12 protein-coding genes are annotated in these 13,711 nt (G+C 36.5%); 10 read left to right on the plus strand and 2 right to left on the minus strand.

The window, feature by feature from the left end:
• Nucleotides 1-4: 4 nt before the first annotated feature.
• On the plus strand, nt 5-706 hold the full coding sequence (locus tag E4O04_RS12665) for a CAP domain-containing protein (RefSeq protein WP_253708404.1): 702 nt from the start codon (nt 5-7) through the stop codon (nt 704-706).
• 3 nt (nt 707-709) lie between these two features.
• Here E4O04_RS12665 and fabZ read toward each other — a convergent pair whose 3' ends face one another.
• On the minus strand, nt 710-1,141 hold the full coding sequence (gene fabZ, locus E4O04_RS12670) for a 3-hydroxyacyl-ACP dehydratase FabZ (protein WP_253708406.1): 432 nt from the start codon (nt 1,139-1,141) through the stop codon (nt 710-712).
• 277 nt (nt 1,142-1,418) lie between these two features.
• Between fabZ and E4O04_RS12675 the strand changes: the two genes are divergently transcribed.
• The 6 genes from E4O04_RS12675 (at nt 1,419) to E4O04_RS12700 (ending at nt 9,286) form a co-directional block, all read left to right on the plus strand.
• On the plus strand, nt 1,419-2,063 hold the full coding sequence (locus E4O04_RS12675; RefSeq protein ID WP_253708408.1) for a TetR/AcrR family transcriptional regulator: 645 nt from the start codon (nt 1,419-1,421) through the stop codon (nt 2,061-2,063).
• A gap of 353 nt (nt 2,064-2,416) precedes the next feature.
• Entirely contained in the window at nt 2,417-2,998 is a 582-nt protein-coding gene (locus E4O04_RS12680; RefSeq protein WP_253708409.1) for an MptD family putative ECF transporter S component, read from the plus strand.
• Nucleotides 2,999-3,120: 122 nt separating this feature from the next.
• Nucleotides 3,121-3,825 carry an energy-coupling factor transporter transmembrane component T family protein gene (locus E4O04_RS12685; protein ID WP_253708411.1) on the plus strand — a complete coding sequence of 235 codons (705 nt, stop codon included), beginning with the start codon at nt 3,121-3,123 and terminating at the stop codon, nt 3,823-3,825.
• Nucleotides 3,825-5,390, plus strand: coding sequence for an ABC transporter ATP-binding protein (locus E4O04_RS12690; RefSeq protein WP_253708413.1), 1,566 nt, complete (start codon nt 3,825-3,827; stop codon nt 5,388-5,390). The genes E4O04_RS12685 and E4O04_RS12690 overlap by 1 nt, the downstream gene beginning before the upstream one ends.
• A gap of 39 nt (nt 5,391-5,429) precedes the next feature.
• Nucleotides 5,430-7,166 carry an ABC transporter ATP-binding protein gene (locus tag E4O04_RS12695; RefSeq protein ID WP_253708415.1) on the plus strand — a complete coding sequence of 579 codons (1,737 nt, stop codon included), beginning with the start codon at nt 5,430-5,432 and terminating at the stop codon, nt 7,164-7,166.
• A gap of 398 nt (nt 7,167-7,564) precedes the next feature.
• Nucleotides 7,565-9,286 (plus strand): ABC transporter ATP-binding protein, encoded by a 1,722-nt coding sequence (locus E4O04_RS12700; RefSeq protein ID WP_253686877.1) that lies wholly within the window; start codon nt 7,565-7,567, stop codon nt 9,284-9,286.
• Between the two features lie 73 nt (nt 9,287-9,359).
• Here E4O04_RS12700 and E4O04_RS12705 read toward each other — a convergent pair whose 3' ends face one another.
• Nucleotides 9,360-10,244, minus strand: a complete 885-nt coding sequence (locus E4O04_RS12705; protein WP_253686876.1) for a radical SAM protein — start codon at nt 10,242-10,244, stop codon at nt 9,360-9,362.
• Nucleotides 10,245-10,569: 325 nt separating this feature from the next.
• Here E4O04_RS12705 and E4O04_RS12710 point away from each other — a divergent pair, with 325 nt between their 5' ends.
• The 3 genes from E4O04_RS12710 to E4O04_RS12720 all read left to right on the plus strand — a co-directional run bounded on the left by E4O04_RS12710 (nt 10,570) and on the right by E4O04_RS12720 (nt 13,603).
• Entirely contained in the window at nt 10,570-11,763 is a 1,194-nt protein-coding gene (locus tag E4O04_RS12710; protein WP_253686875.1) for an amidohydrolase, read from the plus strand.
• Between the two features lie 5 nt (nt 11,764-11,768).
• The gene (locus tag E4O04_RS12715; protein WP_253708418.1) at nt 11,769-13,157 is read left to right on the plus strand and encodes a YfcC family protein; all 1,389 of its coding nucleotides are present in this window, start codon (nt 11,769-11,771) and stop codon (nt 13,155-13,157) included.
• 98 nt (nt 13,158-13,255) lie between these two features.
• Entirely contained in the window at nt 13,256-13,603 is a 348-nt protein-coding gene (locus tag E4O04_RS12720; protein WP_253686873.1) for a winged helix-turn-helix transcriptional regulator, read from the plus strand.
• Nucleotides 13,604-13,711 lie beyond the last annotated feature (108 nt).

Raw genomic sequence — 13,711 nt, forward strand, 5'->3', positions numbered from 1 at the left:
GATTATGAAAAATAAACTACGTATTATATGGCTTTTTATTGCTATTATTTTATTAGGCTCTTGTGAAAGTCTTTTTTCCCAACTTAAAGAAAATAATGTGCAGCAAGCTCCCGCCTCAGGAATTTCTACAAACGGAAAAAATATACTTCCGATTGTAAATGAAATTTTGATGGAACTTAACAGGGTAAGAAGCAATCCTCAAAGATATGCAGAAGAGGAGCTTAAACCCAGACTTAAATACTTTGACGGAAAACTTTACAAGGCTCCCGGAGAAATTCCTATATTAACAAATGAGGGAACAGCTCCTTTAAAAGAATGTATAAATGTTTTAATGAAAACAGAATCTATGGGAACTTTAACGCTTGAAAAGGGTCTAAGTCTTGCAGCCCAATGGCTTGCCGATGACCAGGCTAAGACAGGACAGGCAGGCCATTACGGAAGCGACGGATCTTCTCCCTTCGACCGAATGAACCGTTACGGTAAGTGGCTTATAACGGCCGGAGAAAACTGTGCATACGGACCTAAAACAGGAAGAGAAATTGTAGCACAGCTTTTAATCGATGACGGGGTTCCGGACCGAGGCCACCGCATAAATATCCTCAAAAAAGAATTTAAAAAGGTAGGTATCGGTTATAATGACGGCGGTAAGGCCCCCTACGGTGCCGTAAGCGTTATGGACTTCGCAGGGGACTATGTTTCAAAATAGGCTTTAAGCCTCCTTGCCGACAAGGCACATCCATTCGGCTTCGGCGGCAAGGGTATCACCTACATAGACCTTACCCGCCTGCTTAATCATTCGAGGAGAGATGCGCAAGTTTGTAACTTCCATTCTAACTTTATCGCCCGGCTTAACCTGAGAGCGGAATTTAACCTTATCGACTGTAGCCAAAAAGAATAAAGAGCCTTCTTCAAAAATCTTTTGAAAGCTCAAAGCTGCTCCTCCGGCTTGAGCCATTGTTTCGACAAGGATAACCCCAGGCACTACAGGATATTCGGGAAAGTGTCCCTTAAAAAAGAATTCTTCTTGCGTAAAAACATGCTCGCTCACGCTTCCCTTTTCATCGGCAGATATAATCTCATCCACAAACAAAAAAGGCTTTCGGTGAGGAATCAAACTTTCTATATCTTTTGTAAGACTCATAAATTTCTCCTTATCTTCCATAACTATATAATTACTTGATTGTACACAAAACAAAAGAATTAAACAAGGAGGAGCCTTTTAATAAAAATTCCCTTAGATATTTTCAAAAATTTATCGAAAAAAAGTTATCAATAGTTGACTATTTTTTTCTTTTTTGTATAATGTTACCCATCGATGACAGTTCAGCAGCTTTCTTTGCTGTGATGACTGTTTTTATTTTTACATTTTTTAATAACAGTGTTATTAAAAAATATCACTGTTATCATTGTATGGATTTATGAAAGAAAAAATTTTAGCAGATAAGGAAGACCTAAATACGGCTGCAAAAATTTTAAAAGCAGCCAAAGAAGAATTTCTTGAAAAGGGTTTTATGGGAACCGGAGTCCGTTCCATTGCCGATAAAGCAGGTCTTACAACGGGAGCAATTTATAACCTATTTAAAAACAAAGACGCAATCTTCAAAGCCCTTGTCGGAGAAGTTTTTGATGAGATGCTAAAAGCCTTAAAAAAAGATACATCTCCTTCAGACAGCAAATATAATATGAAGACAAGCGACCTCTCTGTGATTGTTGAAAATTCACGCAAACGTTTTTTATACATGATCGATTTTTTCTTCGAAAACCGGGATGAGATGAAGCTTCTCATTTGCTGCGCAAAAGGAAGTTCTTATGAATATATTTTTGATGAAGCCGCCGCAATGATGGAAAAAGAAACCATACGCTGGTTGGAATATGACGGAGTAAAAATTACAAAAAGAATAAAATTTTTTATTCATGTCATGGCTTCTTCGCATTTCGATAATTTAAAAGAAATATTCTATCATGACTTGACAAAAAAAGAAGCTATAGAATATGTAATGGATTTTAACACCTATCACTGTGCCGGATGGAAATATTATTGGATGGAAAAAGTTAATTCATAATTTACAATTTTTTTGGAGGGGCGTTGAAGCTTCAGACACAAATAGCGTCTTCAGCTTCAACTTGAGTTTTGCGCAAAAGCGCAAAACGTCATATTATTATATGCACTTTCTCATTGCATTACGAAAGTGCGTAAAAATTATATTCGCAATTCTGAAGAATTGCTCATTTAATTTTTTTGGAGGGGCGTTGAAGCTTCAGACACAAATAGCGTCTTCAGCTTCAACTTGAGTTTTGCGCAAAAGCGCAAAACGTCATATTATTATATGCACTTTCTCATTGCATTACGAAAGTGCGTAAAAATTATATTCGCAATTTTGATAAATTGCTCATTTAATTTTTTTGGAGGTTGTTTATGAACAACAAATTGGCTTTAAAGGATCTTATAAATATCGGTATTTTTTCCGTTATTTATTTTGTCGGACTTTTTGTAATCGGTACGCCCTTAGGTTTTTTGGTTATAACCTATTTGACCTTCCCTTTTACAGTAAGCTTAATTTTAGGAATTGCTGTAATGTTTTTGCTTGCAAAGGTACAAAAACCTTTAGGTCTTTTTATATTTGCAGCAATTCCCGGCTGTCTTATGACTCTTATGGGACACACACCGGTAGTTGCAATTCACAGTCTAATCGTCGCAGTCCTTGCAGAAATCGTACGAAAGATACTCGGCTATAACACAGCAAAGGGAAGCATCGTAGGATATTCTATAATGTCGCTGTGGCTCTGCGGTGCGTTTTGGCAAATCTTCCTTTTAAAAGATCAATACTTTGCCCTCACCGAAAAAATGATGAGCACCGAATATGCAAGAGAATTAACAAGTCTCCCGTGGTGGATTATGCCCATACTCTATGTTACTGCTTTTGCAGGAGGAATCCTCGGCGGACTTTTAGGTAAAAAAGTTTTAAAGAAGCACTTTGAAAAGGCAGGGCTTCTGTAAAAGAATTGACATCCGTGTCAATTCTTTTACAACGAGTTTTGCATTATGCAAAACTCGTTACTGCTTAAACCACCGCCATCCATGGCGGAATCTAATTCGGAATTATGGTAAAGGAGGTTTTGATGAAAAAAGACGCATTCTTGGTTCTTGATCCGCGGACAAAAATATTTTTGGTTTTGGCAATGGGAGCCTCGATAACAATTCTTGTTCCTATATATTTAGAAATTTTAAGCGCTGCCCTTTTGGCCTTTTTATTCTTGATGAACGGGCAAGTTAAGTCTGCAATAAAATTGATGGCAGTTTTTTTATTTCTTGCAGCTCTTACCTATTTACCTCAAAATCTTCCCGGTGTTACAACCGTCGTATTGCCGGTCGGTTTTATGGTACGCCGTTTTATGATGCCTATTGTCGCAGGAAATTATCTCATTGCCTCAACTCCTGTAGGACTTTTAATGAATGCCCTCGAAAAATTAAAACTGCCTTACTCAATAGTCATAATCGTAGCGGTTATGTTCCGTTTTTTTCCTACATTAAAAGAAGAATATGGAAATATTAAAAATGCAATGAAGATGCGCGGCATCGGACTTAACGCGGTAAACGTAATCACTAAACCTTTTTTAACGCTTGAATATGTGATGGTTCCCCTTCTATCATCCGCTTCAAGAATCGGAGATGAACTTGCTGCAGCAGGACATACAAAGGGAGTAGATGCTCCTTCTAAAAAAATCCGCTATAAGACTTCCCGTTTTACAGGCGCCGATGTTGTGATTTTTATTTATATCATCGCAGTGTTTATCGCTGCAGCCCTAACAAGGATACATGCATAATGGAAACAGCCGTCAATCTTCAAAACCTTTGTTTTAATTATCATTCTTCGGAAAATACGGATCAATCAAACACGAAAAATTTATCTGCCATAAATGATATTTCAATTTCGGTCAAAAAGGGAGAATGCATTCTGCTTACAGGAATTTCCGGCTGCGGAAAAACCAGTTTACTGCGTACAATAAACGGTTTAATTCCAAACTATTACGAAGGAAAACTTTTAGGTTCCCTTGAAGTTTCAGGAGAACCGATACAGGGAAAACCTATTTACGAGATTTCAAAAAAAGTTTCTACCGTTTTTCAAAATCCGAAATCTCAGTTTTTTAATTTGGATACTACTTCCGAAATTCTTTTCTTCCTTGAAAATATGGGAACACCTTTTGAGGATATGCATGAAAGGCTGACATTTATTTCGGAATTTTTAAATATCAAACATCTTCTCGATCGGAATATTTTTAATCTCTCCGGCGGAGAAAAGCAGATGATCGCTATAGCATCTGCCCTCGCTGCCGATACGGATATTATTGTTCTGGATGAACCTACTTCCAATTTGGATTTATACTATATAGAAAAAATAACTGAAGTTCTTAACCTTTTAAAAAAATCGGGAAAAACTTTAATCATAAGTGAACACCGTCTGTATTTTTTAAAAAACCTTATAGATAGGGCTTTTTTAATAAAAGAAGGCAAAATTGAAAAAGAATTTTCGCAAAAAGAATTCATTTCTCTTTCGGAACAAAATAGAAAAGAACTATTACTTCGCCCCATAATGATGGATAAAAATGTTTTTAATCGTTTAGAAGATTCGGATGATATACAGTCACAATCATCAAACTTTATGACCGTAGAAAATTTATGCTACCGTTTTAAAAAAGAAAAAGATGATTTTCTCCGTGTGAAAAACTTAAAAATGGGATTCGGCAAGGTGATAGCCCTTACCGGAAAAAACGGGCAAGGTAAAAGCACTTTTGCTAAATGTCTTACAGGTTTACTCAAGGCAAAAAAAGATTCCGTTTTGCTGAATGAAAAAAAAATAACGGCAAAACAGAGGCTTGCTCTTTCGTACATGGTATTGCAGGATGTAGGTTATCAGCTTTTTACCGAAAGCGTTGAAGATGAAATAGCTTTAGGAAAAAACAAAACGATTAAACGAGAACAAAACGCCGCAATCGAAAATACGGAAAACCGCACTCCGAGTGTTGAAACAATTTTAAAGTCGATAAATTTAACGAATTTAAAAGATAAGCATCCATTAAGTTTATCGGGAGGACAAAAACAAAGAGTTTCAATCGGAGCTGCCGTCAGTTCAAACTCGCGAATCATCATAATGGATGAACCGACTTCGGGTATGGATTACTTTCACATGAAAGAGACTGCAAAACTAATTAACTCGATACGCTCGCCCGAAACACTTATTTTAATTATCAGTCACGACTTTGAATTTTTAAGTCTTGTTACCGATGAAATAATTTTAATGGAAAAAGGAGCTGTGATTTCTCATTCGGAATTTACAAAAGAAAAAGCCGAAGAGGTCTTTAATTATTTGAAAGATGGGGAAATTAATTAAATGAAATATAAATTAAACAATAGGAGGTTTTAGATTTTTATGGACACATATAAAAGATTGTTTAAATACACGCCTGAAAAAATGCACTGCGTGTATATTTCCATTGTTTGCTCCGCCTTGGGCGTTGCTTGCCAAATGGGAGCATTTTGGTATTTATGGAAGTTTTTACACGCTCTTTTGGTAACAAAAAGCGTTACGGACGGTTCATTTTACGCAACTGTAATTGTTGCACTGATGTTAGGATATTCCGTTGTGTATTTTGCTTCCTTGTGGGCTTCTCACGTGCTGGGATTCCGGCTCGAATCGAATTTACGTAAAGAAGCAATCAAACATTTGATGAATGCATCCTTTGCTTTTTTCGATGTAAACAATTCGGGAAAAATCCGCAAAATCATCGACGACAACGCACAAGAAACACACATGATTGTCGCTCACCTTATTCCCGACAATGTTGCAGCCTTTCTTACTCCGATTTTGATGTTCATCATCATTTTTATGGTGGATATAAAACTCGGCATCTTGCTATTGATTATTGCCGTTATCGGAGCTGTGCAGATGATGTTTATGATGGGCGACAGGCACTTTATGCAAAAGTATCAGGCAGCCTTGGAAAAAATGAACGGCGAAGCGGTTGAGTATGTTCGCGGTATGCAGGTTATAAAAATTTTTAAAAGCACAGTAGAATCATTTAAAGCGTTTTACACAGCAATCACAGAGTATTCCGATTTAGCATACAAATATACGCTCAGCTGTAGAAGACCCTATGTAATGTTTCAAGTACTGTTCAATTTATTTGCAACTTTTACAATACCGGTTGCAATTTATTATATGAATAATGGTGCCGACGGAAGTATAATTATTACAAAAATTATATTTTATATTTGCTTTACAGGAATTTTATTTAGTTCATTTATGCGTGTTATGTATGTCGGTATGTATAATTTTCAAGCTAAAAGCGTCGTAGATAAATTGGAAAATCTTTTTACCGAAATGAGTAAAGATAACATTCAGCACGGAACCGAAGAAAAATTCGATAACTTCGGCATCGAATTTAAAAACGTTTCATTCGGTTACAATGAAGAAAAGATTTTAAACAATGTCAGCTTTAAACTTGAACCGAATAAAACCTATGCTCTTGTCGGCTCTTCCGGCGGAGGAAAATCTACAATTGCAAAACTTATTTCGGGTTTTTATAAAATCAATGAGGGAGAAATTTTAATCGGCGGAAAAAATATCGCTTCATATTCCAAAAATGCACTGATGAAAAATATTGCCTTTGTATTCCAAACTTCTAAACTTTTTAAGACAAGCATTTTTGAAAATGTTAAAATGGGAAATAAAAATGCAAGCGATGAAGAAGTAATGAAGGCCTTGACTCTTGCCCGATGTGATGACATATTGGATAAGTTTAAAGATAGAGAACATACTTTAATCGGCTCAAAAGGCGTTCATTTATCGGGCGGAGAAGTTCAGCGGGTTGCAATCGCAAGAGCTATTTTAAAAAATGCCGATATAATCATATTGGACGAGGCCTCGGCCGCAGCCGATCCCGAAAATGAATACGAAATTCAGCAAGCCTTTTCCAATCTTATGAAAAATAAAACGGTTATCATGATTGCTCACCGTTTAAGTTCAATTAAAAACGTAGATGAGGTCTTGGTTGTTGAAGACGGAAACATAATAGAACGCGGCAGCGACAAGGAGCTTATGACAAAAGACGGAAAATATTGTCAGCTTCAGAAGTTGTATTCTAAGGCAAACGAATGGCGCTTTTGAAAATATGCGGGCAATTACTGCGTCGCACGTCAAAACTAAATGCTCAACGTATAAAAATACGTCTCCGCTTTATTTTTGCCTAACTCCTTGTACTTACCTCGCCTATTTTCAAAAGAGTGAACAGTTAAGGAATTATGAATTAAACAAAGTACAAATGTACCTTTGCAATTATTAAATCGGACGTTGAAGTATTCGGGAAAAACATTACTGATTACTTCAACTTAAAAATACACCTAAACCTAGCGATAAAAGCCGGGGTTCTTAGGGGCCGCGCCCCTAAGCGGTTCTTTTGAAGATAGGAGGGGTCATAGGGGAGGTACAACCAACGAAGTTTCGAGGTGAAGAAAACTTTTATCCGAAAAAGTGTCTTCCCTCCCCTAAAATTGGAGAGTTTAAGAATGATAAAAAGATTACAAAAATTATTTGCAGTTACCGAGCAAGGAGCTCGGGATTTGGTTACGGCATCGATATGGTCAGTTATTTCAAATATTGTATATATCTTGCCCGTATTTTTAACTATGTTTTTTTTACAAGGATACTTTGAAGGCTCATTAAAAGGTGCTTGGTTTTATGCAGGGTTTATAGCAGCAATTGCTGTTGTAATGCATATTTTTTTACGTATAAATTACAATACTCTTTATACCGTCACATTTAAAGAATGCAAAGAATTAAGAGTCGAAATTGCAAACAGACTTAGAGCCTTACCTCTTGCATATTTTTCCAAACATGACATATCGGATTTATCTCAAACTGTTATGGCCGATGTTGCGGTAATAGAACATGCAATAAGTCATGCCATTCCTCAAACTATAGGCCTTGTTATTTACCTTGTAATTGTAGGAATAATGATGATAGCGGCTCATCCGGCATTAGGACTTTGCGTCTTTATTCCCATTATCATTAGTTTTATTTTACTTGTTTTATCAAAAAAGATTCAAATACGCGAAACCACACGGGACTTTCACAAGCAAAGACAGCGTTCCGAATTTTTTCAAGAAGCAATTGAGCTTCAGCAAGAAATTAAAAGCTACGGCCGCACAGATACAGTTGCAGAAAAACTAAACCGCAATGTTGATGAAGCCGAAAGACTTCATCTTTCCGTCGAGGCACATCAAGCAATTCCGCTTAATATCGCCATGGCCGCATTGAAATTTTCTATAGGCGTAACAGTCTTCTTCGGATTAAAAATGTACTTGGCCGGTACAGCATCTCTTCTTTACTTTATAGGTTATATTATTGCAGCAGCCCGTGTCGTTGATGCGGTTGCAGCTGTTGAAGCAAACCTTGCAGAACTTATGTACATTGATTCGCGAGTTAAGCGTATCAATGAACTTAGAGAAACTGAAGTTCAAGAAGGAACTCCTGCAAACTTACAAAAATACGGAATTGAATTTAAGGATGTAGAATTTTCGTATAATGATGGACAAAAAATTATTGACGGTATTTCTTTTACAGCAGAACAAAATCAAGTTACGGCCCTTGTCGGCCCTTCAGGCTGCGGAAAAACAACGGTGCTCCGCTTAGCCTCCCGCCTATACGATTACAACAAGGGACAAATTCTTATCGACGGAAAAGACATTGCAAAAATTGACACCGACAGTCTTTTCGAAAAAATTTCGATTGTATTCCAAGATGTCGGTTTATTTAACACATCGATTATGGAAAACATCCGCGTCGGGAATAAAAATGCAAGCGACGAAGAAGTAAAGGAAGCAGCCCGCCTTGCAAACTGTACGGACTTTATCGAAGCCTTGCCGGAAAGCTGGAATACCTTTGTCGGAGAAAACGGCAGCCGTCTTTCAGGCGGAGAACGCCAGCGTCTTTCAATCGCCCGTGCATTTTTAAAAAATGCCCCGATAATTATTTTGGATGAAATCAGCGCATCCCTAGATGTCGAAAATGAGATGAAGATTCAAGAGAGTTTAAATACGCTCATAAAGAATAAAACCGTCATCATCATTTCACACAGATTAAAATCGGTTGAAAATGCCGATAAGATCATCGTGATGAACGAAGGTAAAATTGAAGCCGAAGGCAAACACTCGGAGCTTTTACAAAAATCGGATTTGTACAGAAGTATGATCGATAAATCTACAGCCACGGAAAAGTGGGTGTACTGAAATAATTAGGTGTGGAGAAGTTAAAGCAAAAAACTTTACTTCTTCATTCCTAATTGAATCTTGTCAAACCTCATCACAAATGTACTATTCCGTTCCTGTAATGTTTCAGCATTTTCTCATCGATTGTATCTATAGCATACTGCAAGTGCTTCAACATCTTGTCCCTGTCGTGAGGAAGTTTGCCTGAGATAGGAGCCGTATTTGAAACCGTGTTCGCATAAATCATGGTTTCGATATTTAGATTTTCGATTAAGGTTTTTTGTTCTTTTAATTTTTCTATTTCAGAAGTTTCAATAAAAAGACCTTTTTGTATTTCATCATAAAGTTCCGATTCGGGGAATACGGTAAGAGCAACGATACTTATACTTATCGGCTTTATTCGGTTATAAATTGCAGCCGTATTTAAGGCAGCACGGTTTCCGTTTCCTTCTCCGGAAAGCCCGTTCAAATATGAAATATGATAGCTTATTCCTGCTTCATCCAATTTATTCAATTCATAAACTATATCTTGAGCCTTGTAGCCCTTGCGCATAAATAAAAGAGTTTCGTCATCACCGGTTTCGGTTCCGATAATAATTTCATCATAACCTAATTCTTTAAGCTCTCGAAGCTCATCCAAACTTTTCGGGCTTATATCCGTTACCCGTGAAAAACAGCCTATCGTTTTAATCATGGGCAGGTATCTATGAATCTTGTCCGCAAGAGCTTTGAGTTTTTCTACCGATAGGGCAAAGGGATTTGCACCGGTTAAAAACATCCGCTTCCCTTGCGGATAGTAAATACTCAACTCCTTTAAATCCGCTTCTATTTCATAGCCGGGTGAAAGGCGGAATTTAAAGGGCAGATCCGAATAAAGAGAACAGAACTTGCACTTATGATGTGTGCAGCCGGCTGTAACCTGTAATAAAGACGATGAGGCCTCATAAGGCGGCCTCCAAATAGTTCCCGTAAAATGCATAACTTCCTCCATAAAAACATATTTAAAATTTATCAAAATTGCAAAGTAATTCTAATATAAGACTTTTACAATTATAAAACAAGTACTATTATTTTTTAGCGTACTTGTTTTTATATAGCTTTTGTGATTTTATAAAACCAAATACTGCGTGTGAAAAATACCGAGAGTACTTCATCAAGATTGTTAGAGGGTTTTCCCGATAAAATGAAAAGCGTATAAGTTTATTACAAAAATTTCTATTTTTGGCCTTGACAACTGAGCATTATGATAGTAGTATATAGTTAAGCTATTTAATCATTAAAGTGCTAAATAAAGGAGGTACAAAATGTCAAATGATTTTATTCTGAAAAATGTATCTAATCTTGAAGACTATCTAATCTCCACTCGAAGGTATCTTCACGAAAATCCGGAAGTTTCGCATAAGGAATATCAAACTTCAACTTTTTTAAAACAAGAAATTAAAAAACTTGAATTTGAAATTATCGAGACTCCCGGTACGGGATTCATTGCAATTTTAGATACGGGAAAAGAAGGTAAGACTGTTGCACTGAGAACAGACATTGACGCTCTACCAATTCAGGAAAATGCTATGAATTTGAGGAAGAAAAAAGTTAGCGTCTCAAAAAATGCCGGGGCTATGCATGCGTGTGCTCATGATGGTCATATGGCTATAATATTAGCTGCCGCAAAAATTCTTAATGAAATGAAGGATTTACTAGCCGGAAAAATAATCTTTATGTTTGAAGAAAGTGAAGAAGCAGGAGGAGGAGCTGAACAAATCATTGAAATTTTAAAAAATTATAAAATTGATGCAATTTACGGAAATCATCTAGTTTCATTTCTAGAAGCTGGAAAAATTTCTGTTGATGCAGGGCCGGTAATGGCAGGTGCAATATTGGTAGACTTTAAAGTTATAGGTAAAGGAGGGCATGGATCAAGACCGGACTTGTCAGTTAGTCCTATTTTCGGTTCTGCAAATGTTTTAAATGCGTTGGCATCCGCTTGGTCAAACCAAATTGATGTAACTAAAACAGTTACACTTGGCTTAGGTTCGATAAATGGAGGCACAGCATTTAATGTTATTCCGGACGAAGTTAAAATTACAGGCTCGTTAAGATTTTACGATTCTGAAGAGGGGGAAAAAGCGATTAACATTATGAAAAACACTTCAAAACATGCGGCAATGTCACAAAACTGTTCAGTAGAGTTTACAGAAGGCGCCAATCAAATAGCAGTCCATCCGGTAATCAATGATATTGAATTATCGAAAATTGCCAGAGACGGCATTAATGAAATTCTACCGGGAGTTTTAATACAGGGTGTGAATTGGTTTGCATCAGAGTCTTTTTCCAAATACAGCTGTTTAGCTCCTATTGTCTTTGCCTTTGTCGGTATAAAAAATTTAGAAGAAGGGATGGGAGCAGAGCATCATAATGAATTTTTTGACATGGATGAAAAAGCATTATATTATGGAACGGCTGCTCAAGTAAAATTTGTTTATGATTATTTAAGAGGGTAACTATTATGACTGAAAAAAATAAAAAAAAATTTAAATTACCGCATTTATTCTTTATCATGATCGGTTTAATTATAATAATGTCTTGTCTAACATATATTATTCCCGCAGGAACATTTTATAAAGATGTAGACGGTAATATAGATGCCGGTAATTTCCAATTTTTGGAAACACAACAACCTGTGAGTTTAATCAAATCTATGTTTATGTTTATGAAAGGATTGGTAAATTCAGGTTTAGTGGTTTGGGTTGTTATGATCAGCGGAGCAAATATGGCTGTAGTTTTAGAAACAAAATCTATAGATAATTTTCTAAATTGGGCAACTTATAAACTGGAAAAACAAAGTACCAAGGTATTAATTCCCGTCTTGTATTTTTTAATATTATATATTGCCGGATTTGCCGGAACGGATGCTTTGATAGCAGTGGTCCCTATAGGTGTTATTTTTGCTAAAAAGTTAAAATTGGATCCCGTCAGCGGATTGGCAGCCACTTTTTTCCCATCGATGATCGGATTCGGTATGGGGCCGACTCTTAAAGTACTGATTCCCCAAACTATGCTAGGAGTGGAATCTCTTTCAGGGTTTGGGCTTCGATTTATTATGATGAATCTTTTCGGAATTATCGGTCTAATGTTTACGATGAGGTACGTTAGAAAAATAGAAAAAGATCCGAATAACTCTATATTAGGAACGGATTGGCTTCAAGAAATTAATAGTGACGAGCAATTTGCAAAAATCGAACTTCCTGTTGGATCTGTAATAGTTTTGATTTTAACAATTTTACAGTATGTTGCTTTGGTAGTATACTCTTTAACGGTAGGTACGAATATCTATGAATTTTTAATCGGATTTTTTATAGTAACTTCCATAATAATCGGCTTCATAGGAGGTTTGTCGGCTGATCAATTAGGCAACTCTTTTGCTAAAGGTTTGGGAGCAATGGCATTTGTTACCTTTGTTATTGGACTTGCTTCTACAATGCAAATGATTATGGTAGAAGGAAAAATATTGGACACAATTGTATATTTTATAACAAAACCACTGATGAACTTAAATAGAGGTATGTCAGTAATTGGAATTACATCAGTTATCACAATATTAAATCCGATAGTACCGTCTGCTACAGCAAAAGCTGCGGTACTAATGCCGATTTTGGAACCAATTGCCAAAACTTTAGGAATAACATCACAAGTTGCAGTGCAAGCTTTTCTATTTGGTGATGCTTTTACAAATATGATTTCACCGGCTCTGGGCTGGACGATGGGAGCTTTGACAATAGCCAAAGTTTCTTATGATAAATGGTTTAAATGGGTAATTAAACCGGTAATAGCCTTAATTCTATTATCTTTTATATCTGTATTTTTACTGGATTTAATAAGCTGGACAGGGATGTAGTTTCTAAATATTAGTTATACTATTCTATGATAAAACAAGTACTATTATTTTTTAGCGTACTTGTTTTTATATAGTTTTTGTGATAAAATCATCATAATATGAAAAAAACGGCAGAAGCTATAAAAAAATGTGAAACGGTTTCGGCAATTCAAAAAATGCTGGGCGGAAAGTGGAAGATTGAAATTCTCTACTATATCGGAATTGAAAAGATTAATCGTTTCGGACAATTGCGCCGCAAGATAGGCGAAATTAACGAGTCTTCTTTGACTAAGCAATTACGCGAACTTGAAGCGGATGGGTTTCTTTTACGGTATGACTATAAAGAAATCCCGCCGCGTGTAGAATATTCTCTAACCGAGATGGGGAAAAGTTTTATGAAGGTCTTAAAGTCCATGCAAAAATGGGGAGAGGAGAATCATGAAAGGATGGAAGCAAGGTGCCGATAGCATATTTTTCCGGAGCCTGCCCGAAAGCAAGATTACTGCAAGACTATGCGAATTCCGAAAATACAAAAATGCGAGGCAGCTGAATAAATAACAAAAAAGTGATAGTAT

The sequence above is a fragment of the Treponema sp. OMZ 799 genome, from assembly GCF_024181365.1.
In the GTDB taxonomy this organism is placed as follows: Bacteria; Spirochaetota; Spirochaetia; order Treponematales; family Treponemataceae; genus Treponema_B.

What these genes read in the sequence shown, in the direction of transcription:
- E4O04_RS12665 (WP_253708404.1), top strand. Translation starts at nt 5, where the DNA reads ATGAAAAATAAACTACGTATTATATGGCTTTTTATTGCTATTATTTTA.
- fabZ (WP_253708406.1), bottom strand. Translation starts at nt 1,141, where the DNA reads ATGAGTCTTACAAAAGATATAGAAAGTTTGATTCCTCACCGAAAGCCT.
- E4O04_RS12675 (WP_253708408.1), top strand. Translation starts at nt 1,419, where the DNA reads ATGAAAGAAAAAATTTTAGCAGATAAGGAAGACCTAAATACGGCTGCA.
- E4O04_RS12680 (WP_253708409.1), top strand. Translation starts at nt 2,417, where the DNA reads ATGAACAACAAATTGGCTTTAAAGGATCTTATAAATATCGGTATTTTT.
- E4O04_RS12685 (WP_253708411.1), top strand. Translation starts at nt 3,121, where the DNA reads ATGAAAAAAGACGCATTCTTGGTTCTTGATCCGCGGACAAAAATATTT.
- E4O04_RS12690 (WP_253708413.1), top strand. Translation starts at nt 3,825, where the DNA reads ATGGAAACAGCCGTCAATCTTCAAAACCTTTGTTTTAATTATCATTCT.
- E4O04_RS12695 (WP_253708415.1), top strand. Translation starts at nt 5,430, where the DNA reads ATGGACACATATAAAAGATTGTTTAAATACACGCCTGAAAAAATGCAC.
- E4O04_RS12700 (WP_253686877.1), top strand. Translation starts at nt 7,565, where the DNA reads ATGATAAAAAGATTACAAAAATTATTTGCAGTTACCGAGCAAGGAGCT.
- E4O04_RS12705 (WP_253686876.1), bottom strand. Translation starts at nt 10,244, where the DNA reads ATGCATTTTACGGGAACTATTTGGAGGCCGCCTTATGAGGCCTCATCG.
- E4O04_RS12710 (WP_253686875.1), top strand. Translation starts at nt 10,570, where the DNA reads ATGTCAAATGATTTTATTCTGAAAAATGTATCTAATCTTGAAGACTAT.
- E4O04_RS12715 (WP_253708418.1), top strand. Translation starts at nt 11,769, where the DNA reads ATGACTGAAAAAAATAAAAAAAAATTTAAATTACCGCATTTATTCTTT.
- E4O04_RS12720 (WP_253686873.1), top strand. Translation starts at nt 13,256, where the DNA reads ATGAAAAAAACGGCAGAAGCTATAAAAAAATGTGAAACGGTTTCGGCA.